The sequence below is a fragment of the Bacteroidota bacterium genome, assembly GCA_035506275.1.
Lineage (GTDB): Bacteria > Bacteroidota > Ignavibacteria > UBA10030 > UBA8401 > JAGVPT01.
Genome location: DATJPT010000003.1, coordinates 104548 through 127483, shown reverse-complemented (window position 1 = coordinate 127483; position 22936 = coordinate 104548). Strand labels below are relative to the sequence as shown.

Below are 22936 nucleotides of genomic sequence, written 5' to 3'. Positions count from 1 at the left end.
AATCAATACGTGACGGAAACAGTGATACGGTTCACTGCGCCGAGGTCGTTGTAGTTCGCAAACGCATAATCAAGAGATGCGGTCGTGATCCCAAGCGGGATCAGCACGCCGGCTCCCGCAGAAAAATCCTGTGCGGTCGAAGTCGAAGCGCCGAGGAACGATTCGCCGACGGTTCTTTTGACGCCAACGCGCACGAAGAACATCCTGTCGTACGCGTACTCCGCGCCGAACGAGATATTCTCGGCATTGTCGTTCGGATGGTTCAGCTGCAGGGAAACCGTCAGCCGGTTCTGTGCGTCTAGCCACGGTTCCACAGCGTAGCCGAGACGGAACATCGTCGGCGGCGAGAACGACTGGAAGTTGTTGACGGTTGTGCCGTCCTCGCGGGTGACCATGCCAACCGGATGAACATTCGCGCCGAAGTTGGAGACGACAACGGCGAACCGCGAAGTGCCGAGTCCGAGATAATAAAAAGTCCCAAGGTCGATAAGGACGCCGTCCATATGCAGCACGTCGATCGTTTCGCGCACATACCGAACGGTCGCACCGAAGCTGAATTGATCGGTCATCCTCCGCGAATAAGTGGCGGCGATCGCCACGTCGCCGTACGTAAAATAGTTCCCTGTACCGGTCGGTTGCGTCTCGGTCGTCACGCTCATGGGGTCGGTGTGGAGCGAGGTTGCCGCAATTCCGACCGCATCGTTCGTCGTAAGGAAATAACTGGCGCCGAAAAATTCGTGTTGAACGCCGACAAGCCAGTCGGTGTGAGAAAAGATCGCCTGTCCCCGGTACGCAAGGTCGTTCGCCGAGGCGGCGGTATCCCGGACGATTGCCGGGTTCGTTTCAGAATTCACGAGGGCTGCCGGGTTCCAGAAAAGCGCCGACACGTCGTTGACAACCGCGACGTAGGCCTCTCCCATGGACGAACCCCGCGAGTCAGCGCCGATCTTCAAGAATTGATACGCCGATATCCCGACACGCTGCCCCCCTAAATTCGGGACGAGCTGCGCAAAGGCCGCAGAAGACCCAAGCACCAATGCGAAGACCAGCGCGCTTGGTGAAATCCGGTTTTTTTTGTTCTGTGCGATTCTACATTCTCTCATTTTTTTGCAGCATCTCTTTAAAACTGGATCCCCAATCCGACTTTCGCCGTCCGCGGAGCGAGGTAGCGCGAGGGGTCGTACGGGTACGGCGAGATCGGCGCCTGCACCTGCGGAAACAACGGGTTGTTGCCGGTGGTATTGTCTCCATATTCGTACGCGCGCCCGGTCACCGGGTTCACGATCTGCGTATTTTTGTCGTTGAAAAGATTTTCCACCTCAAAGCTCAACGTCATCTTCATGCCCGCCAGATCGATATTCTTATCGAAGTTGAGGTTGATATAGAACCAATTTTGCCCGACCGAACCGTCAATGTTGTTGTAATCGGTAACGTACAGAGGACGGCCCGTATCGTCGTAGCCGGCAGGCAAAAGAGGAGTGTACCGCATGCCGGACTCATAAAAGAACCGGATGAAAAAAGTATAATCGTCCAACACGCCCGGGGCAAACCCGAATAATGGATCGTTTTTCAGGACCTTATACGTAAGGTTGAGCGAAGCTTGTACCGGCCTATCCCACGGCATGTAGCTTTCTTTAATTGTTGTTTCGACGCCGGTTGTGACGAGGTCGTAAAGCGCCTGGTTCGACGCCGAACTTTTTCCGGTCGCGATGGAATATGAACCCGATAACGTCGCGTTGAAGTTATTCGAGATCCTTTTGTCATACTCGAGCTCAATACCGCGCGTTCTCGCATAATCCGAATTGATATACGTCGTATAGGTTCCGCTCGAAAACCGGACGCTCGTCGCCTGGACCGTGCGAGCGGTGATATAATCAAAGATGTCCTTGTAGTACGCGGTCACCGTCAGCACATCGTCCTCGGTGATTTGATTGCGCAGCCCGAGCTCGTATGCAACGGTCGTTTCGGGGTTCAGGTTCGGGTTGCCGACGGTCTGTTCCGTCGTTTGTGCGCTGCTAGAGGTCAGCTTCGAATAGACATAGGTCGGCTGCGGAAGCTTTGAAAAATGGCCGTACGAGAAAAAGAGGGTCTGGTTGTCGGATACAGGGTGCGAAATTCCGAGACGCGGACTGATCCTCCCCTTCCACCGGTGGCCGAAGAACGAAAACGTGCTTTGAAGATATTGCTGCCGAATCTCGTCCGACGCCAGCGGAACGTTCGGGTTGTTGACGGCGTCATCAACATATTTGCCGGGGAACCAGTAGTCGAACCTCATCCCGAAATTCAGGATCATGCCGTGGATCGTAATGTTGTCCTGGGCATAGAGATCGCCCGAGGCCGGATTGACATTATAGATATCGTTGTTCAGGCCCAGCGGCTTGATCCACGGGTCGGTGATGTCGATCATCTGCAGGTGCTGGAAATGGGTTTCGATGCCGGTCTTGAATTTATTCTTTTCGGTAAAATGATTCGTGAAATCCACCTTTGCGCTGTAGTCGCTGATGTAATGGTCCCGCCACTCGAACGGCCCGCCGGTGTCGTAGAACCCGTCTCCCGGTATGACGCCGACCGTATCCTTGCCAAGATTATAGTATTGGATCGGATAGGTGACAATGTCTTTAGGAATATTATACTGCGTGTAATCTTTGCCGTTGGCATCTCCGCGAACATGGGCGGTGTAATGGCTCAAACGAATTTCGTAGAATGCTTTTTGACTCAGCGTATGGGTCCACGACAGCGTCTGCTGAATGTTGACCTGAGTGAACACGTTTGCACTGTCTAAAATATTCTTAAAGTCGTACTGGTATCCAGGCGTCGGCTCCTGGTATTCCAATGCAGTTTGTATCGTGGACGAATTTTGGTCGATCGTCACCGATTGGTTGTACGCGTAGGAGAGTTTCTCGGTCGGTTCAGGCTTCCAGGTTGCCTTTGCCGTCCACGAATAGTCGTTTGCATCGCGCGGTGTAAAACGAGAGCCGTAGAAGATCGACGACTGCAGGTCATGCGGCGCGACGGTTTCATAGCCGATCGGCCTCCCGTCGCCGCCAATCACCTGAACCCAGCGGGTGTAGCCGTCGGAAATATTTCCGTTGAAGGTTCCGAAAAAGCTCAAATCCCCCGGAAGGAGAGCTGTAGCAAACGGGACTGGACCGCCGAGAGTTACGCCCAGTATATCCGTATTAAAATTAGCCCGCGAATCCCCCCAGATACGGTCGGTCTTGTATGACGCCCCGCCATGATACGACGTCGAGCCTTCTTTGGTAGTAATGCTGATAACGCCGGACGTCGCCTGCCCGTACTCCGCGCTGTATCCGCCGGTGATGACCTCCATTTCCTGGATCGCATCCGGGCTCAACTGCAGGCCGAATCCGGTCCCGCCGAGAATATCCTGCACCGGAACACCGTCAACGAGATAGGCATTTTCGTAGCCACGGCTTCCCCGGATGTGAATCTGATTATCGCTTTGAACAACGCCGGTCTGCAATCCGACAATATCCTGAACCGATTGCACCGCCGCAACTTTAATGTCATCGCTGTTCACGGTTTTTGAGCTGGATGTCTGCTCGATGTCGAAGAGAGGCTTCTCTCCGACAATGACCACCTCTTTCCCGAGCGTCAGCTCGGTCTCTTCCATTTTGACGTCGATTTCTACCGGCTTCCCCTGCTCCACTTTGATTCCGGTATACTCGACAGCTTTGTAGCCAAGGAGCGTAAACGAAACATTGTATGTCCCCGGATTTACCTTTGGGATCGTAAATTTTCCGTCAATGTCGCTCGAAGCCCCGTAGTACGTCCCTTTCACAAGCACATTGACGCTCGGAAGTCCTTCCCCTGTTTTTGTGTCGACAATTTTTCCGGTGATCGACCCCGTCGTTTGTGCTGCGGCCGTTGAGACAATGAAGAGGGCGATCAGGAACGGCAAAAGAATCTCCCGCCCCCTGAGGCTGAAATGTAACGCTGCGCTATGTTCCAGAACATGTTTCATCAATGCAGCCCGAATTGATCAACGATCACTTTGCGGAAAAAAGCCGTGAGTGCTGGAGTATCGCCGTTCAGCAAATGGACGGGCAGAGCGATCATCACAAAGGTGTTGTTATTATCGATGACGGCCATCTCGGGCGTTCCCAAATACCTCTCGTTCTTGATTTGCGGCGGAGATGATGAGCTGTCGACATAGACGGAATCCATTTGATAAATATATTGCGCGTCAACCCGCTTATAGATACGCCGCCAGTCGAGCGTGAACACCTGCGTCGGTCCGGCGGTACGCGGCCCGAAGGTCAGGACAGGATATCCGCTTGTCGGATCAACCGGAAGAAGAGTTGTTCCGACCGGCACGCGGTTGTCGGCATTTGTCGGCATCGTTGGAGTCGAGACAGGGTCGGTTGTGATGCTGTCAATCGGCGCAAAGTCGTTCAACGCACTTACGTTGGGGAAAGAAATGTTGTTGGGAAAAGTGGTGGAAAAGATGACTTTTCCACCCCGTTGAGTGTAATTGAACAATCCTATCTGGGCCGCGGCAAAACTCGGGTAAAGGTCGCTGTACCAATATACAAGGTCGTAGAGCTGAAGAGTTAAGATGAAGGCGGGATTGAGATTGTTCGGCACAAGGACGCCGTATTTCTGGTTGGCGATCTGATTTGCCTTGTCGGTAATCGACAATCCGAGCCCAACATCGAAAAGGTCGAAGTTGCCGAATACCCCGCCGTCAATGCTCGGATCGGAAAAGATCTTTTGGTACAGCTGCAACGCGGCAGTGGAATCGGATTTATTATAGTCCTTAACAAGCAGCAATCGCCCCCTGGGCTTCTTCACATACCAGCTTCCCGCCGGCAGCGAGGGCATACGCGCGGCTTTGCTGTACTCGCCGGCGATGTCTTTGTCCTGAAGATAGAGAACGTTTTGCGCGTTGAGCCTCAAGCCGGAGATGGTCCCCTGATATTGGAGCCCCGGGAACGTTCCGGTGTAGACCGAGGCGCTGACGGTCCCGTTGTCCGGAGCCGCATCGCTGACAGAGCGGGGAACCGCCAGCGTTACGAGCGTTGACCTGTTGGTAAGCGTCATCCAGCTTGACGGGGATGAGGTGTCGTTCAATGCGATCCGGTACGAGACGATCGTGTTGTCCCCGTCGGCATCATGCCCGACCCAGGAAAATGTTGCAACGGTAAACGTCGTCTCAGGCTGCTGGATCGTCGATGAGTCAACAATATTGGCGGCAAACTGGATCGTCGGCGGAGTGTTTCGAATTGGAAAAAGGAGGATCGCTCCCTTTGGGTCGGCCGCCGATTCAATATTACTCAGAGCGATGTCCCCGGGATCGAAAACTCCGTTGGTATCTCTGTCCCAATATGGATTCGGCGTCATCCGTATGATCGCTCCCGACGGAAGCATTGGTGCCTGCTTGAACGTGTTATCGACCGCCCGGACGACGACGGTGAAACTATCCCGGATGGCCCGGAGAGGAAGTGCGACAAGGCTATCCGTGACTGTCACCCACGTATACGTCATGGTATCGGGGAAAGGAATTTTCGTCGGCGAAGGCTTAAAATTTCCGATCGCCAGAAGATATCCTTTCACCATTCCGTCGGGGTCTTCACCATACCAGTAAAAATGCTCCCTCGACGTCGATTCCGAGAGCGTCGTATCCGGCGTCAGCCAGAGCCGCGTCGAGGGGGGCATGTTTGTCTTAGGCTCGTTCGTGAATTGCTTGGAACAGCTCCCGAACAACACAACGCCCGCAAAAAATAATACCAGTCGGAAAATATCTCTATTCATTCTCTGAAGTGTAAACCGCAGATCGGCATCAGTGCCTTTTCGCTGCAGTGTGCCGATCTGCGAAATCTGCAATCTGCGTTAAATCCGCGCCATCAGCGTAATCATTATTTTATAAGCATCATCTTCTTCACCTGCGTGAACTTTTCCGAAGAGATCCGGTAGAAATAGACCCCGCTGGCTAGCCTTGATGCATCAAAGGTGACCTCGTACATCCCGGCCTGCTGTTGCGCGTTCACGAGCGTGCTCACTTCCTGCCCCAACACGTTATAGACTTTCATCTGCACTCTGCCTGCCGCCGGCAATGAATACCGGATGGTCGTCGACGGATTGAACGGATTGGGGAAATTTTGATCGAGGCTATACTGCGTCGGGATCGCCGATTTGACCTCCGCAACCCGAGTTGTAACGAGCCCGATGTAGTCTGCGTTGGTCCTGGGGACAACCATGTAATTGTTGTTATTGTAATAGATGATCCCGATAAGAGAAGGAATCTTATCGCCCGTAGCAAGGATCTTGTCGCCATACGAGGTGTCGCTCACTTCGTTGGAGATCTTGTTCCGGCCGTCTCTCCGAACGAGAACTGCCGCGGTACTGTTGGATACTTCAAATTCCGACGGGTCGACAAAGATTGGATAGGTTTGTTCGACGGTACAAGAATCGAATTGCACCAGCATTCCTTCATACGGCTCCGCTCCTAGATTCCCGTTGCCAACTCCCGGGCCGAAGACCGACGTGAGCAGCTTCACCGGAGCCGGTAGAGGATTACCGTGCGAGACGACTCGGACGGAATTTACCAGCTCCATCTCCGTTACGTCAAAGCTCTCGTTGACTTCGCCTTTCACGACAACGCTGTCGCCGTTCCTGACCACACCGAGAATTGAATCGGGTCCTGTCACCCACAAGCCGCTCCACGGCTGGTTCGAGCTCTGGATGTAATAGGTATTCGTCCCTCCGGTGGAGTACGGCGATGTCAACAGACTCGAGGTGTCGGCAGTGACGATGCCCCCGGTCGAGTCGATCGCGCCGACATACGGGCCCCGCCCGTTAATGTACGGCGTGTATTGAATATCATGGATGGTCAACAACGGCTGCGTCGACCGGTCAAGCGACTTATAGAAGAAAAATCCCTTTGAAGTATCGGTCTGGTCCAAGGTTTCGGCGTTCGCTAGGATTGCTTTAATTCCGGCGGTGTCAGCAGCCTGAATAAAGTAGCGGACGAACGACCCGGCAGGTTGAGCAGGAATGTGAGCCTGGTAGGTCGAGTCAACCGCTGCCTGAGGCGCCGTCATTGCCACCGACTGCCAGGCTCCGTTGTTGACACTGTAGTACAACTGCACGGAGGCGATCGGGTTTGTCGGAGCTACCGGATTCGTCAATTGATATGCCTTCACGGTAATAAGCGGCGTACTGTCCTTCGCAACTACAACCGGATAACGTCTTTCGGTGGATATTCCGGGCTGAGCAATTCCATAAACGATGTCCCCCGGAAACATCGGACAGATCCGGTACCCTCTTGCAGATTCCCCCCCCGACGACGTAGAGACATAACCGCGCAGGGTATCAATGATCGTGCCTGCCGGCGGAACATGGTATGCTGTGTCTGCGGGAGTGGTCGGCTGAGCCTGGGCGCTAGGGCTCTTCGTAAAATGATACGACCAATCGTAATCGGAAAGCTGATTCCCGTTTTGATCGGTGAACATGAAAGTGCCGCGGCCCGTATTCACGTTCGCGACGACTGTAAGGTTGGTCAGATAGACATACTGCGATTCCCATTGTTCTCCCGTGGAAAACTTGATCGTGCCGCCGGGATTCGACCCGACGTTGAAGTCGGTCACATTAAGGTGGACAGGCGGGGGGAGCGGGTTTCCGGACGAGAGAATATTTACCCCGGCGCCGACAATAGGGGCAAATTGTGTGAGGCTGTTCATCTGGGTCAGCGGAAACTCAGTTACGACACCGAGCATCTGGATGATATCCCCCTGCTCAACATCGAAAAACCCGTCTGCGGCGAAATCATCGCTGTCGTTGGCGTTAGGATAGCGGACAAGGATCCCTCCCCACGGCTGAGTACCGAGAACTCCCGTGTCCACCACTGCGAGTGTTAACCCATCGTTGGTGTAGCTTATTACTCTCGGAGGCACAGTGACAAGCACCGTGACATTCACGGTATCGTTCATATACGGCGACGTCTGCAGCGTCCAAGAGGAACCGGTATTATAGCCCAGGGTGTCCGCCCTGAGCAATGAATCAAAGGGGACAAGCTGGATATCATGGATCGTCACCGTTGGAAAATCTTTGATCCTCTGCGCAGAAAGCCGGTGAATTAACTTCCTCGGTCCCGGCGTGCGGGCCAGAGCAATGCTCATGCAGAGCACGGACATTATTCCAAGTAATAGAAGTTTTCTCATAACACCGCTTCTCCTTTCCAAAAAAGTTAATTATGATTGAATGAATGAAAAAAAATCAATGCTTTCGACAAAACGGCTGCGCCTACTTTATCACGACAAACTTTCCTCGTTTGATCGTCCCCGTTGTCAAATCTTTTACGGTGAAGAGGTACAAACCTGTCGCGATCGCCTGATCGTACTTCGAGATCAAGTCCCACGCATGCTCGCCGCCGGCGAACTGCGGCGAAACGCCGAGTCCGGAAAAGTTCTGGAACCATTTGATATCCGACCCGGTGTACGTGGCGGCATCATGCGTGATCTCGGTAACCAGATCTCCGCTCAATGTGTAGATCTTGATGTCGGCCCGTGCGGGAAGATTATAAAAATAAATTTTCCGGTCACGTTCCCCCGATCCGTCCCACGCTGCTCCGGCATAGTACGGGTTCGGATAGACGCCGATTTCCGCAGATTTTTCGGAGGTGGGCGGAGTTCCGGGAATGACCCGGACGATCACCTTGGCACTCTCAAGACTTGGCAGCTGATTTGCCGAATCCCCCTGATTGTAGGCGCTGATCCCATAGAGATATTGCCAGCCGTTCAAGCTGGTGATGTTGTCATTGACAGGCGGAAATCGGTACCAATACTGCACCGTGTCTCCGGGGAACATTTTCGGCGATGAAAGTTTGATCGCTGAAAACCCGGTATTGTAGCCGATATTGTCGTCGGCCCGGTCGAAATCTCCGACAAGGTCCATTGAAAGAATGAAATCCGTCGGATCTTTGATGTCAGCGCCTGCCGCAGAACGATAGATCCTGTATCCTTCAAAATCGTATCTTCTGCTGATGGGGTTGAAGCTCTCCTCAGCCTGCGTTCGGTCCCAGTAAATGATCGCCTCCTGGTTTTCCACCACCGCGCGGACCCGCGGCTGGCGCGGCGGCTGCGGAAGAACATAGCGCGTCAGTTTCCCGTCGCCGTTGATGTCCTCACCCGGGTCGAGTTTGTTGTTTCCGTTGAGGTCCTCGCCGTCGTACGCTTGCTGGGCCCAGGATGCGTTGGAGTAAAAAGTTTTTCTGAGCGAAGCATTGTGATAATCCTCGCTGGGTGCCAGGTTGGTGCTTTTCTTTGCGCAGACCACTCCAAAGACAACTTTCATGCTGTCGCCGGGAGCAAGGGAAGGAAACGGTCCGACAGAGATCAAATCGACCGTATTCGAGGGAGCAATACCGGGCGTAACTCCGTCGGACAAGACCGGAGTGTTCAACGGCGTTCCGAAGGATTGAATGAAATTCTTCGGTTGCATCGTCGACATGCGCTGGTATTTTCCGCGCAACGGATCCGATGGGTTATTGTCGACATCCGGATAAAAATATTGCTCCGTTCCCGAGGTGGTGTTGTTGTATTTCCATCCGTTGTAATATGTGTCCAGATGAAGATCGCCGAGCGAGTCGATCGAATGCGAGCCGAACGCGCCGGAAGAATCCCGCTTCAGGGGAAATGGATCCGTCCCCAGCAATTTCATTCCCCAATAACTGTTCGCGGGGGGGCCGTATGGCTGGCCGTTCACATCGAACGTGTACGCGAGCCTCAAACTGTCGATGTACCCCTTCCCGCTGCTGAAGAACGCGGAGCTGGCCTGATAGCCCGACAGGTTCATATTGCGGACCACGCCTTCGTCCCTCATCCCCACGTATATCGCATCGATGGTATCGTTGCTGACATTTTTGATTGTATAATTGAGGATGACAAAGAAATCGGAGAAGGGAAAATTCCACGCATACGTCTCCAGGTGTACACTCACGCCGAGCGGCGTGTGCCCCTGGATCGAATCGCCAGTCTGCGGATCTCTGGTATATCTGTCGGTGAAATCCATCACGAAATCCTGATGGCTCACCGCATTGATGTTAAAATACGTATCCCCCGAAAGCGAAGATCGTTGTCCGATTTGCGATCCCGGTTCATTCGTAAACTCAAACCCGGCTCCCAGGATGAGAGGATTGCCGCCGTCCTGGCATGCGGTTGACACTGTCGCATATCCCAGGCTTCTTCTGATGCCCCCGATCCACAAGCCGCCAAGGGCGAGATTCTCGATCCGGGACCCTTTCGGGTATTCGCACGAAGGCTGTGCCGGCCAGTTGTTAAAATTCGTCCCTAACGTCCCAAAATTCGTGATCGTCATCCGGACATTCCCGATGTCGGTGAATTTTGTCGCGTCGTCATCGGCGAGTTTTTTAAGCCGTGAGGGAGGGAACTGGTCAGAGTTGGTCTGTGAGAAGCTCGGTCCGGAGAAGAAGAAAAAGACTACCAGGCCGAGGATGATATTTCGACGGGGAAAAATGTGCAAGGGGTACCAAAAAGTATAAAGTGAATCTCTCCGTAAGAGTTCTTAACTGAAGAGCGGCGACTTCCGAGGGTCCGCTGAACCACGGGTCAAATATACGCGCAACTTAAAAAAGAAGCAAGGCAGGAAATATTAATTAACAAAAGAAAAATATTGCGGTAACAGGATCAATGATAGATGACGAGCTTGTCCCCGACCTTGATGTTGTCGGCGAGCGGGTTCCAGCGCTGAATGTCATTAACGGAAACCCCGAATTTTTTTGATATGTCCCACAGCGTATCGCCGGTGCGGACGCGATAGTAGTCGATGTTCTCCGACGTCAGCCGAATTTTCAGGCGCTTGCCGGAATAGACCCGCGATGAGGTCAGACGGTTCCATTTCTTGATGTCGGCTATGGAGACATTGTACATGCCGGCGATCTTCTCAAGAGTTTCTCCCCGTCTGACTTTGTGGCGGATGGTTTTCTGCTTAAAAACAATGGCTTTTGCCGGCGCTTGTTTCGGCGAGTTCGACGGGGAAACTGATTCCCGGGCTGACGGTTCGACGTAAACCTCGAGTGCCTGCCCCGCGTAAATCCTGTTTCGACGCAGCTTATTCCAGCTCTTCAGGTCTGCGATGGCAACGTTATAGTCGCCGGCTATCTTCTCGAGCGTTTCTCCCCTTTTGACAACGTGCTGTACCCAATGATTCTGTTCATCAACCTGCTCATGAACGGCAGCGGTCGCCTGGAGTTGAGCCTGCGGCTGAGCTTTGAGGGCGTTCTTCTCTTCAAAACTCAGCGCTAAAACCTTTGTGTACTGTGCCAATTTTTCGGTCGGCACCCACACATTGATCGTCTGGCCGATCTGAATTGAACGTCCGTACGGAATATTGTTCCAGTTGCGCAAATCGCTGGCACGAACGTCAAACCACTCTGCGATATGCCCGAGAGTATCCTTCTTCTTGACGACATATGCGATCTTGTCGCGCCCTGCAGGGACCACCGTCTGCCTCCGATGGAATCTGTGCGCAACCACTTTCGGTTTTTGAACCGGTTCGGATTCCTGCTGCGCAGCCGGCTGACTATTGGCGGCAAGCAGTCTCTTCTTTGAGACCGGAATGATCAGGTAATTTCCGATCCTTAACCTGCTGTGACGATTGAGTTTGTTGACTTCCAGGAGCACGGAGGTCGCAATGCCGTACCGTCGGGCAATCGCGCCCGGAGTGTCTCCCCTCCGGATTTTATGCTCGGCCCACTGGCGCTTTTGATCGTCCGGGATCTGAGCATACTTTTTTTGGAAAGCTTCAGCGGCGCCGACGGGAATTCTCAGTTTATATCCATGATAATTGGGCGGAGTGCACCACTGGATCAATTCCGGGTTCAGTTCCCTCAACGTTTCGGCAGTCGTTCCCGCGCAATCCGCCAGCACATCCAGATCGACACAATCGTCCACTGTCACGTATTCGTACGTCAGGCTGTCCGCTCGGGGCACTCCCTTAAACCCGTAAGCATCCGGGTTCATCGCCATCAGCGAAACTGCGATGTACTGCGGCACATAATTCCGCGTTTCGCGCGGTAAATAGCGGCGCATCGACCAATAATCGCCGCCGTGGCTCCGCCTGATTCCTCTGTTGATCCTCCCCCCTCCCGAATTATACGCGGCGATCGCAAGGTGCCAGTCGTTATATTCATCGTGGAGATCTTTCAGATACCGCGCGGCGGCCCGGCTTGCCTTTTCATAATCACGTCGTTCATCATACCAATAATTCCCCCGTAAGCCGTACAGCGCTCCCGTTCCTTTCATGAACTGCCACATGCCCACGGCTTTTGCCCACGACCTTGCCGACGGGTTCAACCCGCTTTCCATCATGGCAAGGTACATCATTTCTTTGGGAACCCCCTCTTCGGTGAAGATCTTGCCGATGATCGGAAAATATTTACCCGACAAATACAGCCAACGCTCAAAATGGTCACGCCCCTTGTCGATGAAGAACATGATATTCTTTTCGACGAGGTCGTTCATCTCCATTGGGATTGTGGTCGGAGGAATCGGGACATTCGGTATTTTAACGCTCGAAATGTCGATGTTTTCGACTTCGAGATTTAATTTTTCACGCAGCGCAAAAATGGAGCTTTGCGGACCCACATCGTCAATGCTTGCAATGTATTTCTCATAATCTTCAACAACGCTCCGGCTGAGGTCGTTGTATTCCTGATTATTTTCAATATCGGGAAAATAGCTGATCTCGTTCAAAATGCTGATCGCCTCTTCAAATTCGCTCGATGAGAGGACGGAATCGCCGGCTGCTTGTGCCTGAAGCGCAGAGAGATAATGCTGCCGCGCAGATTCGAGGCGCACTGCAATGACGGTCTCATCCCCCTCGTCTGCCGAATCGGGCGATGCAGCCGTCAACGTGTCAACGCCAATTTTCGCAGTCCTAGACTCGGTCGGAATAGCCTTTGGTGAAAGAGAAGAAGAAGTGTCCTTAAGAGCTAAGTTCGAGTGAGATGAATCAGGCTGGGGAGATGCTGACGCATGGAGGGATGAGTTGGGAGAAGAATGATCAAGGGTCTGTGCCTGTACATGGGCCAAACCCGACCAGGCCGTAATATCGATCAATAACAAGAACCACCAAGACCGCCTTACCATCGCTCCTCAACATAGGTGCATAAAATCCTATCTATATAGAAATATAGCAATCAATGGAAAAAAGTCAAGGGGAAATTTTAAGGGATTGCTGGAAGCCATTGATAAATCAATACAAGCGAGACAACCTACGGAAGTCAACCTAACTCTGTAAGAACAACACCGACAAGAGTAACAACAGCCCCCACAGCAAAGCGGACAGTAATGAATTGATGAAAGAAGAAATATGAAAAAATGCTCGTTACGATCGGCTGGGCATTTGCGAAGATGGCAACTTTGGTTGTTTCCATCTTTCCAAGGGCATAGTACCAAAGGAAGTATGACGCGACAGAAGTGCCTAGCCCTAGATACAGGATTCCTTCCCAGTGCGCAGCCGTCAGGGTGGAGAGATCGAACCGGCTGAGGCCGTAAATTCCCAGCGGAAGAAAAAGGATCATTCCTCCGATCATTGATAAAGAGGCGACATGAAATGCCCCGTACTTCACCACCATCGGCTTCCCTTGAATCGTATACAGCGACCAGGCAATCACCGCAACAAACATGATGATGTTTCCAAAAGTATAGTCGGACGAAAGGCTGACTCCGTGTTCAAAGATCACAAGAGTTACTCCGCAGAATGCCGTCAACACTCCCCCGATCTTCATGCTTGTCAATTTTTCCCGGAGGACAAAATGAGAAAAAACAAGCACCAGCACCGGTGTGGTTGCATAGAGGAGCGATGCGTTCGCAGCCGTCGTGTACTTAATTCCATACAGAAATAGAAATTGGTTAAGCGGAATGACAATGAATGAGAGCCACAGCATCATTCCATAATCCTCTTTGCGGATCTTTATTTTCTTTTCTCTGACGATGAAAATAAATGCGAGCGCCGCGGTTGAGACACAGGTTCTCAGCAACGTGAGGGCTACCGGCTCGACGTCGCCCACGACAGCCTTTGCGACGAGGTGAGTCCCGCTCGCCAACAAAACTTGAATAACGATGAGAAAGTAGATCATACGAATTTTCTTAGGAGTAAAATATACGACAGGATGGTGTATTTTCCAAAACACAGCTGGGTTTAACCGTGTTACAGTTTGCCTCTCCCTCGCAAACTCAGTTTGGGAGCTGCTTCGGTACCTTGTCTTTCGGGAAGATATTCACTCCGCTCCCAATCGGAGATTGGGTACGAGAGAGGGAGACATGCTGCAGCCCTTCGATTCAGCTACGACGGCTCATCCTGTCCTCAAAGGTCCCTTAGGGGAGTAAGCGATCCTGCCCGAAGTGCGGGAGAGCGCATCCTCAACGATCCTGCGTAGCGCAGACCCGTTGGGAAGGATGAAGTGATACATTTTTGAGACAGCTTCCCGTCGACGTGGTCCCCCTCCCCGGTTTTGCAATTGGAGCTGGCTTTGGGTATATTTTCTCCATATCCACCCATCACTCTGAACTCTCAATGAAACAAAGACCGACGTTGTACCTCCTGGACGGTATGGCGCTTGCCTATCGCTCGTACTTCGCCTTCATCAGAAATCCATTGATGAATTCAAAGGGGGAAAATACCAGCGCCGTTTTTGGTTTTGTCAACTACCTCAACAAGATCCTGGACGAGAGAAAGCCCGACTACATCGCCGTGGTGTTCGACACCATCGAACCGACATTCCGGCACAAAGCATACCCAGAGTATAAGGCGACGCGCCAAAAAATGCCGGAAGATATGTCCGCAATGATGGACACATTGAAGGATGTCGTCCGCGCGTTCAACGTCCCCGTGATCGAACTGCCCGGCTACGAGGCGGACGATGTCATCGGAACTCTGGCCAAACGGGCCGAAAAAGAAAAGGTGGATGCTTTTCTCGTCACCAGCGACAAAGATTTTATGCAGCTTGTTTCTTCATCGGTAAAATTATACCGTCCCGGCAAAGGGGGGAACGATGACGAGGTCGTCGACGAATCGGGAGTTGTCGAAAAATTCGGCGTCCCGCCGGGACAGGTCATCGAGATCCTCGGCCTCATCGGCGACCAATCGGATAATGTGCCGGGAGTTGCCGGCGTCGGGCCCAAGACCGCCGAGCCGCTGATCAATAAATATAGAACGATCGAGAATCTCCTCGCTCATGTCGACGAAATTCCTCAGAAGGGATTGCAGGAGAAACTACGGGCACACAAAGAGATGGCCCTGTTGTCCAAAAAGCTCGTGACGATCGATACCAATGCTCCGGTCTCGGTCGATTTCCATAAACTGAGATCGGCTGAAAAAAACGTCCCTGTCCTCTATGAATTGTATACAAAGCTGGAATTCCGAAGTCTTGCCCGGCGTCTGAAAGAGGATGCCCCCGGGCCTGTTCCCGAAGTCAGCGTTGAACCAAAAACGGCCGCGGCAACCGACATCAAAACCTCGAAGCATGAATACATCATCATCGATTCGGATGCCAAGTATTTGCGCTTGATCTCCGAGCTCAAGAAAGCCAAAGAGTTCGTTTTCGATACCGAAACAACTTCAACCGATGCGCTGCAGGCGCACATTGTCGGCCTTTCGTTCTGTTTTGAACCGCACATAGCGTATTATCTGCCTGTTGAGGTTGAGCGAGACCCGGAATCCGGCGGCACGTCCTTGTTTGACGCGGCAAAGCCAGCCGCAAAGCGTCCCGCCGAAAAATTATTCCCCTTGAAAAAAGTTCTCTCCGACATCAAACCGATCTTTGAGAATGAAACGGTCAGAAAATACGGACAGAACGCGAAATATGACATGCTCGCTCTCTCGCGCAAGGGCGTATGGACGAGGGGAATAGCATTCGACACTATGGTCGCAAGCTACGTGCTCCGGTCGGAAGGACAGCACAACCTGGACGCACTTGCCAGCGAGTATCTGAATTACACAATGGTGTCGTTTGATGAGTTGACGGGGACCGGAAAGGACCGAAAAGATATCCGTGATGTACCGGTGGCCGAGGTGGGAAATTATTCTGCTGAAGATGCCGACATTACGTTTCAGCTATCGAATGTCCTGCACGATAAACTCGCCGCTCAGGGAATGATCGCGCTGTGCAATGACGTTGAATTCCCGCTTATTGGCGTTCTTGCGGAGATGGAATTTGCGGGGATCACGATCGATGTGCCCTTCCTCTCGGGGATGTCGAAGGACCTAGAACGTCAGCTCGATACTCTCGTTTCGAAGATCTACGATGATGCCGGCGAAAAGTTCAACATCAACTCGACGCAGCAGCTCTCTGTGATCCTCTTCGAGAAGCTGAAATTATCGCCGGTGCGGAAAACGAAAACCGGGTTCTCGACGGACGTTGCTGTCCTTGAAGCGCTCAGGAGAGAACATCCGATCGTTGAACGTATGCTCGAGTACCGGCAGCTGTCGAAGCTGAAATCCACCTACATTGACGCCCTGCCAAGGCTGATCCATCCGGCGACCGGGCGCGTACATACATCGTTCAACCAAACCGTCGCGGCCACCGGCAGGCTCTCGAGCAGCGACCCGAATTTGCAGAACATCCCGATCCGCTCCGATATCGGAAGAGAAATCCGCCGGGCATTTGTTCCGGGGGGCAAGGACATGGAGATCCTGTCGGCAGACTACTCACAAATTGAGCTGCGCATCATGGCCCATATCTCGGGAGATGAAGGCCTGCTCGGAGCGTTCATTTCGGGGGAAGACATTCACGCCACGACGGCGGCGAAAGTGTTCGGCGTCTCACAAAAGGATGTTACGCGCGACATGCGCCGAAAAGCAAAAGAAGTGAATTTTGGAATTATGTACGGCATCGGTCCGTTCGGACTGGCATCGAGGCTCGAGATCACGCAGGCCGAGGCAAAGGAGATCATCGCTAGATATTTCGAACGGTTTCCCAAGGTCAACCGGTACATCGCAGAAACGATCGCGAAGGTGCGCCAGGAGGGCTACGTCTCGACGCTCCTCGAACGCCGGCGCTATCTGCCGGATATCCACAGCAAGAACGCGAACCTCCGCGCGAACGCGGAACGGCAAGCGATCAACATGCCGATCCAGGGGACGGCCGCGGATATGATCAAGCTGGCGATGATCAAAATTCAGGGGGAGCTAAAAACAAAGAACCTGCAGAGCAAAATGCTCCTGCAGGTTCACGATGAACTGGTGTTCGAAGTGCTGAAGAAAGAAGAAAAGGTTGTGCAAGAACTTGTCGAACGGAATATGAAGAATGCTCTTCAACTCAACGTCCCGATTGAGGTCGAGATCGGGGCCGGGAAGAATTGGCTCGAAGCGCACTAAGATACCTTCCCCCTCAGCGCCCCGGCTCAACGCCGTCACGTCTTCCACCGTCTTAACAGCATCGTTGCGCCGATCAGAATAAGCAGCAGCGGCCAGTACGATCCTATCGTATGCCAGACGTCCCTGCTGTACCAATAGCCGAGATGCGTCAGCATCAATGCCGCGCCGAGTCCGAGAAAAATGACCGACGGGATCAGGAGATGCCAGTCCTTCATGTTGAAGACGAACAGCATGAAAAACGCGATCCCGACGATGATGATGAACGCGGGAAAATAGATCGAGAATGACCCGTGGATAAAGCCTCCCTTCCGCAGGAAGAAGAGAATCCCCGCAAGAAAGCAGAGGGTCCCGAAGAACACTTTACTCCTGTCGTTGCTGATGAACGATCGAAGAACAACCGCCGCGCCGTAGACGATCAGCCCGAGCCAGATCAACGCCCAGCCCCCGATATGAATGACGCTCATCTGATTCAGCAATAGTGCGACTCCCAACAGAACGAGTACCAGGCCGATGATAGGAAACCGATTGAAATTATTCTGTTCCATGATCTTTCCCTGTCAAGAAGTTCTTAGAGGTTAGGTTGAGGTTCGTACGGTACGAGCAGCACGAGCGTTATGTACAGGACGATACCTGCGCCGAACGAAGCCAGGCATAAAATAATGTAAAGCAACCGGAGGAGCGTCGAATCGATGGAAAAATATTTTGCCAGTCCGCCGCACACCCCGCCGAGCTTCTTATCGGTCCTCGAACGCCTGAATACCCTGTAGGGGGCCGAAGGAGGGGGCATTTCGGTCTGCACATCGGCAGGCGGTTCTGCCGGACCCCGTTCCGCCTGACGATAGTAAATGATCGCCATGCCGAGCAGGATCAGGAGGATCGGGAAAATGAAGCTCCACGAGAAATCAAACAAGTGAAGGAATGAAAACATGCCGAGATTTGAGAACAGCACGATCGCGCCGCCGACGATGAGGGCGATCCCGAACAGTTTTCTTGCGTTCGTCGACCTCGATTGAATCGGCGCCTGCATCCCTGCGATGTCGATCATTTGCTTCGGCATGATGATCGCGCAGGCGATATAAAGTATAAACCCCGAGCCGCCAAAAAATGCCAGCAAAACAAAGAGCACCCTCATGATGACCGGGTCAACATCAAAGTACTCCGCAAGCCCGCCGCATACGCCGGCGATGATCTTGTTGGTTCGCGATTTGAACAATCGTTTCGGTTCCATAAACACCTCAACCGTCTAAGTGCCGCTTCTGGAGATTTCCGACCTCACACTGTATTACGAAAGTTTTACCGCAATGTTACAGGGCAAAACATGCCTCTTTTCGCATGACTCGGAAAAGAATAGTATATCTAAAGGGATTTGTCAAGCCTCTGCCGCATAAACAAAAAAGCCTCATTCAAACGATGAGGCTTTGCGTCCGGTGACCAGGGCGGTTAAACTTCCATGATCTCTTTTTCCTTGGCGGCAAGAAGGGCGTCGACTTCCTTGATATGATTGTCCGTGGACTTCTGCACCTCTGCCTCCCCCCGTTTTCGCTCGTCTTCGGAAAAGTGCTCGTCCTTTTCGGCCTTCTTCAGATGCTCGATCGTATCGCGGCGGACGTTGCGGATCGCAATCTTCCCTTCTTCCCCGAATTTTTTTACGAGCTTCACAAGCTCTTTGCGCCGCTCCTCGTTGAGCGGCGGGATCGGAACGCGGACGACCGTGCCGTCCGTCCCGGGGTTCAGTCCCAGGTTGGCGGCGATGATCGCCTTTTCGATATGCGTCAGCATCCCTTTATCCCACGGAGTGATGGTGATCAGGTGGACGTCCGGAACGCTGACGCTCCCCACTTGATTCAGCGGCGTCATGGTGCCGTAGTAATCTACTTTCACCGAATCGAGAAGCGCCGTTGTCGCTTTTCCCGTCCTGATTTTTGTCAGTTCAACGCGCACGACATCGACGGCCTTGTGCATTCGCGCCGAGCTGTCGCTTAAGATTTGTTTTAGCATAGCCTCACCCAACGATAGTATTGGATTAGTTGATGGCAGCAGCGCTGTCGTTCACCGCGGTCCCGACTTTTTCACCGAGCACCAATCTCCGCAAATTCGAAGGAATGTTCATATTGAAGATGGCGATCGGAAGATGATTCTCTTTGCAGAGGGTGATCGCAGTCATGTCCATAACGCGCAGATCTTTCCGGAGCACATCCTGGTAAGAAATTTGGGGGAAGTGTTTGGCCGATGGATTCTTCTCCGGGTCGGAATCATAGACTCCGTCGACGCGGGTTCCCTTGATGATCACATCGGCTCCGATCTCGATGGCTCGGAGAACCGCGGCGGTGTCCGTCGTAAAATACGGATTCCCGGTGCCGGCGGCGAAGATCACCAGCCGTCCTTTTTCAAGGTGGCGGATCGCGCGGCGCCGGATGAACGGCTCGGCAATCCTCTCCATGTTGATGGCGGTCTGGCAGCGCGTGAACACGCCGTGGTGCTCGAGCGCGCTCTGCAGCGCTAGCGCGTTGATGACCGTCGCAAGCATGCCCATGTGGTCGCCGGTCACTTTGTCAATGCCGTCCGACGAGTTCTCGATGCCGCGGTAGATATTGCCCCCTCCGATCACGATCCCGATCTGGACGCCGAGCTCCTGCACGCTCTTGATCTCCTCGGCATAGCGCCCGATAACCTCTGAGTCGATCCCGTATTCCTGTTCGCCCATCAGCGATTCACCGCTGAGCTTGAGCATGATCCGCTTGAACGCTGCCTTCGACATGTGTTTCCTCTGCAATAAAAAGAAAGGTCTCGCGCGAGACCTTTCTTTTACCGGTTATTTTTCTTCGCCGAGTTGATAACGCTTGAATTGGCGGACCGAAAGTTTGTCGTTGTGCTTCGACGACGCTTCCTGCAGAACGTCCTTGATGACCTTGCTGGCGTCCTTGATGAAACTCTGCTCCAGAAGCACGACCTCCTGGAAATATTTTTCGAGGCGTCCGGTGGCGATTCGGTCGACGACCTGGTCCGGCTTCCCTTCGTTTTTCGCCTGCTGGCGGTAAATATCGAGTTCCTGGTCGACCACGTGCTTCGCCACCTGTTCGCGGGAAACGACGCTCGGGTTCATCGCGGCGGCCTGCATCGCAACATCGCGCGCTACCAGTTTGACCTCGGGAGACGCCGTGTTCGTCTCGAGCTCGACCAGAACGCCGATCTTGCTCCCCATATGCGTGTATGCTTCGATGACGCTGTTCTCGGCCCTGATGATGTCGAACCGTTTGATCTCCAGCTTTTCGCCGATCTTTCCGATCAGGTCGGACAACGCGTCCCCGACCGTTTTCTTGTCGCCGTATGGAAGGGCGAGCAACGCGGCGATTGACGACGGCGTCTTCTGTTCGACAATGGCGGCCACATCGTTCGCGAATTGAATGAAATCCTGGCTCCGCGCCACGAAATCGGTTTCGCTGTTGATCTCCACGATCACGCCGAGCTTCCCGCCGTTCGCAACTCTCGTCACGATGATCCCCTGGTTCGCAACCCGGTCAGCACGCTTCTCGGCGGTGGCAGCTCCCTTCTTCCGCAGAACTTCGATCGCCTTTTCCATGTCGCCGTTCGTCGCTTCGAGAGCTTTTTTGCAATCCATCATGCCGGCGCCGGTTTTTTCGCGTAATTTTTTTACTGCTTCACTCGTAATAGCCATACTGCTTTTTCTCTTCTCTGCTTTGGAGGATAAAATGAATGTTATTCTTTCTCTTCGATCTTCGCCGTTTCTTCTTTGCTGACGGGAGTTTCGGGTTCTTCATGCTTCTCATGTTCTTCAGCCACTTCCTGCTGGCGCGCTTTTGCTCGTTCCGTTCCTTCCAGAATCGCATTGGCAACCGCGTGCGTAATCACCTGCACCGTCTTGAGCGCGTCGTCGTTCGCGGGGATGATGTAATTGATCTCGTCCGGATCGCAATTCGTATCGACAATGGCAAAGACGGGGATCCCGAGCCGCCGCGCTTCTTTTACTGCGATCGCTTCCTTCTTCACGTCGACGACGAACAGCGCCCCCGGCAAACGCGTCATCTCGACGACGCCGGAAAGCGTCTTGCTCAGCTTATCTTTTTCGCGCGTAAGGAAAAGCCCTTCTTTTTTCGTGATCTTCTCGAACGTGCCGTCCGATTCCATCTTTTCGATATTGGTCAGCCTCTTCACGCTCTTTCTGATCGTCGTGAAATTCGTCAACGCCCCGCCGAGCCAACGCTCGCTGATATAGTACTGGTTGCAGCGCTTTGCTTCTTCGAGGATGACGTCCTTGGCTTGTTTCTTCGTCCCGACAAAGAGGATCTTTTTCCCTTCGGCGGCGATGGTGGCAATGGCGTTGCACGCCGCTTCCAGCAATTCCTGCGATTTCTTAAGGTCGATGATATGAATCCCGTTGCGCTCCATAAAAATGTACGGCTTCATCTTGGGATTCCAGCGGCGGGTGAGGTGCCCGAAATGGGCGCCCGCACCGAGGAGGTCGGCGAGTTCTACACGTGGCATGGTCTTCCTTTATGGTTAGTTTTAGTCTTCTACTTTCGTCATCCTCGTCCGGGATGGCGCCGAAGCGCCACACTTCCGTATAAGTCGGAAAGTATGCTTGATAGAGCGGCACAGAGGAGGGCGGACAGAAACCGGTCCGCCGGCACCCTGCTACCGTTTAGAAAATTGAAATCGTTTACGGGCTTTCTTCTGTCCGTATTTTTTTCGCTCGACCATGCGCGGGTCGCGGGTCAGGAGCGAATGGGTCCGCAGCGAACTGCGGTATTCATCGCTGGCCTCGACCAGGGCGCGCGCAATGCCAAGGCGGACTGCGCCGGCTTGGCCGGCTGCTCCCCCTCCTTCAACGGTCACTGCAGCATCGTACTTGCCGGCGGTTTCAGTAACGGCGAACGGCTTCGTGATATTCGCCCGGTAAATTTCCTGCGGAAAGTATTTTTCAAACGGCTGTTTGTTCACAACGATCACCCCGGATCCGGCTTTCAGGATCACCCGGGCTACAGAAGTTTTGCGTCGTCCGACTGCGGTAATATTGTGCTGAGGCATTCTCTTCCTTCAATCTCGATAATGAATTAATTCTTCACCGCCAGAGCTTCAGGCTTCTGCGCCCCGTGCGGATGCTCGGTTCCGGTGTATACCTTCAATTTCTTAATGATGCGTTTCCCCAACCGGTTGTGCGGAAGCATCCCTTTCACGGCATGCTCAATGACCCTCTGAGGATTCTTCTTCAAGACATCTTTGAAGCTCTCAAAAACGGCGCCGCCGGGATAGCCGGTGTAATGGAAATACTCCTTCATATCGGTGCGCTTCCCGGTCACTTTGACTTTCTCCGCGTTCACAACGATGACGAAATCGCCCGCATCGATATTCGGCGTGAATGCGGGTTTGTGTTTTCCGCGAAGAATTTTTGCCACTTGCGTCGCAATTCTTCCGAGCGTTTGCCCCTGAGCGTCGACAAGATACCACTTTTGTTCGATTTCGCTCTGTTTATAGAAATACGTGCTTTTATCTCCGAAAGCCACAAAACCTCCACGGTTCAATGTTCAAAATTATGAAGCTTTTAAATTTACGCCAA

Annotated in this window: 16 protein-coding genes; 1 reads left to right on the top strand and 15 read right to left on the bottom strand. The window is 53.1% G+C overall.

Features of this window, described 5'->3' with window-relative positions:
- Nucleotides 1-2: 2 nt before the first annotated feature.
- The 7 genes from VMF88_01875 to VMF88_01845 all read right to left on the bottom strand — a co-directional run bounded on the left by VMF88_01875 (nucleotide 3) and on the right by VMF88_01845 (nucleotide 14122).
- Complete coding sequence (locus VMF88_01875; protein HTY09795.1) at nucleotides 3-1103, bottom strand: PorV/PorQ family protein; 1101 nt, start codon at nucleotides 1101-1103, stop codon at nucleotides 3-5.
- A 17-nt stretch (nucleotides 1104-1120) separates the two neighbouring features.
- On the bottom strand, nucleotides 1121-3985 hold the full coding sequence (locus tag VMF88_01870; protein ID HTY09794.1) for a TonB-dependent receptor: 2865 nt from the start codon (nucleotides 3983-3985) through the stop codon (nucleotides 1121-1123).
- Nucleotides 3985-5679, bottom strand: coding sequence for a hypothetical protein (locus VMF88_01865; GenBank protein ID HTY09793.1), 1695 nt, complete (start codon nucleotides 5677-5679; stop codon nucleotides 3985-3987). The genes VMF88_01870 and VMF88_01865 overlap by 1 nt, the downstream gene beginning before the upstream one ends.
- A 200-nt stretch (nucleotides 5680-5879) precedes the next feature.
- Nucleotides 5880-8183: a T9SS type A sorting domain-containing protein gene (locus VMF88_01860; protein HTY09792.1), complete on the bottom strand. Its 2304-nt coding sequence runs from the start codon at nucleotides 8181-8183 to the stop codon at nucleotides 5880-5882.
- A gap of 82 nt (nucleotides 8184-8265) precedes the next feature.
- Nucleotides 8266-10503 carry a hypothetical protein gene (locus VMF88_01855; GenBank protein ID HTY09791.1) on the bottom strand — a complete coding sequence of 746 codons (2238 nt, stop codon included), beginning with the start codon at nucleotides 10501-10503 and terminating at the stop codon, nucleotides 8266-8268.
- 164 nt (nucleotides 10504-10667) lie between these two features.
- Entirely contained in the window at nucleotides 10668-13130 is a 2463-nt protein-coding gene (locus VMF88_01850; protein HTY09790.1) for a LysM peptidoglycan-binding domain-containing protein, read from the bottom strand.
- 134 nt (nucleotides 13131-13264) lie between these two features.
- Nucleotides 13265-14122 carry a DMT family transporter gene (locus VMF88_01845; protein ID HTY09789.1) on the bottom strand — a complete coding sequence of 286 codons (858 nt, stop codon included), beginning with the start codon at nucleotides 14120-14122 and terminating at the stop codon, nucleotides 13265-13267.
- Nucleotides 14123-14559: 437 nt separating this feature from the next.
- On the opposite strand from VMF88_01845, the gene polA reads away from it, so the two are divergent.
- Entirely contained in the window at nucleotides 14560-17361 is a 2802-nt protein-coding gene (polA, locus tag VMF88_01840) for a DNA polymerase I (GenBank protein HTY09788.1), read from the top strand.
- Nucleotides 17362-17396: 35 nt separating this feature from the next.
- Here polA and VMF88_01835 read toward each other — a convergent pair whose 3' ends face one another.
- The 8 genes from VMF88_01835 to rplM all read right to left on the bottom strand — a co-directional run bounded on the left by VMF88_01835 (nucleotide 17397) and on the right by rplM (nucleotide 22883).
- Complete coding sequence (locus tag VMF88_01835) at nucleotides 17397-17906, bottom strand: DUF5668 domain-containing protein (protein ID HTY09787.1); 510 nt, start codon at nucleotides 17904-17906, stop codon at nucleotides 17397-17399.
- Nucleotides 17907-17929: 23 nt separating this feature from the next.
- Entirely contained in the window at nucleotides 17930-18589 is a 660-nt protein-coding gene (locus tag VMF88_01830) for a PspC domain-containing protein (GenBank protein ID HTY09786.1), read from the bottom strand.
- Between the two features lie 212 nt (nucleotides 18590-18801).
- Complete coding sequence (gene frr, locus VMF88_01825; protein HTY09785.1) at nucleotides 18802-19359, bottom strand: ribosome recycling factor; 558 nt, start codon at nucleotides 19357-19359, stop codon at nucleotides 18802-18804.
- 25 nt (nucleotides 19360-19384) lie between these two features.
- Nucleotides 19385-20119, bottom strand: a complete 735-nt coding sequence (gene pyrH / locus VMF88_01820; protein HTY09784.1) for a UMP kinase — start codon at nucleotides 20117-20119, stop codon at nucleotides 19385-19387.
- A 54-nt stretch (nucleotides 20120-20173) separates the two neighbouring features.
- A complete protein-coding gene (tsf, locus tag VMF88_01815; GenBank protein HTY09783.1) occupies nucleotides 20174-21037 on the bottom strand; it encodes a translation elongation factor Ts in 864 nt (287 codons plus the stop codon).
- Between the two features lie 41 nt (nucleotides 21038-21078).
- On the bottom strand, nucleotides 21079-21864 hold the full coding sequence (gene rpsB, locus VMF88_01810; GenBank protein HTY09782.1) for a 30S ribosomal protein S2: 786 nt from the start codon (nucleotides 21862-21864) through the stop codon (nucleotides 21079-21081).
- A 150-nt stretch (nucleotides 21865-22014) separates the two neighbouring features.
- Nucleotides 22015-22407: a 30S ribosomal protein S9 gene (gene rpsI / locus VMF88_01805; protein ID HTY09781.1), complete on the bottom strand. Its 393-nt coding sequence runs from the start codon at nucleotides 22405-22407 to the stop codon at nucleotides 22015-22017.
- 26 nt (nucleotides 22408-22433) lie between these two features.
- Nucleotides 22434-22883, bottom strand: a complete 450-nt coding sequence (gene rplM / locus VMF88_01800; protein ID HTY09780.1) for a 50S ribosomal protein L13 — start codon at nucleotides 22881-22883, stop codon at nucleotides 22434-22436.
- Nucleotides 22884-22936: the final 53 nt, after the last annotated feature.

What these genes read in the sequence shown, in the direction of transcription:
- VMF88_01875 (HTY09795.1), bottom strand. Translation starts at nt 1,103, where the DNA reads ATGAGAGAATGTAGAATCGCACAGAACAAAAAAAACCGGATTTCACCA.
- VMF88_01870 (HTY09794.1), bottom strand. Translation starts at nt 3,985, where the DNA reads ATGAAACATGTTCTGGAACATAGCGCAGCGTTACATTTCAGCCTCAGG.
- VMF88_01865 (HTY09793.1), bottom strand. Translation starts at nt 5,679, where the DNA reads ATGCCCCCCTCGACGCGGCTCTGGCTGACGCCGGATACGACGCTCTCG.
- VMF88_01860 (HTY09792.1), bottom strand. Translation starts at nt 8,183, where the DNA reads ATGAGAAAACTTCTATTACTTGGAATAATGTCCGTGCTCTGCATGAGC.
- VMF88_01850 (HTY09790.1), bottom strand. Translation starts at nt 13,130, where the DNA reads ATGGTAAGGCGGTCTTGGTGGTTCTTGTTATTGATCGATATTACGGCC.
- VMF88_01845 (HTY09789.1), bottom strand. Translation starts at nt 14,122, where the DNA reads ATGATCTACTTTCTCATCGTTATTCAAGTTTTGTTGGCGAGCGGGACT.
- polA (HTY09788.1), top strand. Translation starts at nt 14,560, where the DNA reads ATGAAACAAAGACCGACGTTGTACCTCCTGGACGGTATGGCGCTTGCC.
- VMF88_01835 (HTY09787.1), bottom strand. Translation starts at nt 17,906, where the DNA reads ATGGAACAGAATAATTTCAATCGGTTTCCTATCATCGGCCTGGTACTC.
- VMF88_01830 (HTY09786.1), bottom strand. Translation starts at nt 18,589, where the DNA reads ATGGAACCGAAACGATTGTTCAAATCGCGAACCAACAAGATCATCGCC.
- frr (HTY09785.1), bottom strand. Translation starts at nt 19,359, where the DNA reads ATGCTAAAACAAATCTTAAGCGACAGCTCGGCGCGAATGCACAAGGCC.
- pyrH (HTY09784.1), bottom strand. Translation starts at nt 20,119, where the DNA reads ATGTCGAAGGCAGCGTTCAAGCGGATCATGCTCAAGCTCAGCGGTGAA.
- tsf (HTY09783.1), bottom strand. Translation starts at nt 21,037, where the DNA reads ATGGCTATTACGAGTGAAGCAGTAAAAAAATTACGCGAAAAAACCGGC.
- rpsB (HTY09782.1), bottom strand. Translation starts at nt 21,864, where the DNA reads ATGCCACGTGTAGAACTCGCCGACCTCCTCGGTGCGGGCGCCCATTTC.
- rpsI (HTY09781.1), bottom strand. Translation starts at nt 22,407, where the DNA reads ATGCCTCAGCACAATATTACCGCAGTCGGACGACGCAAAACTTCTGTA.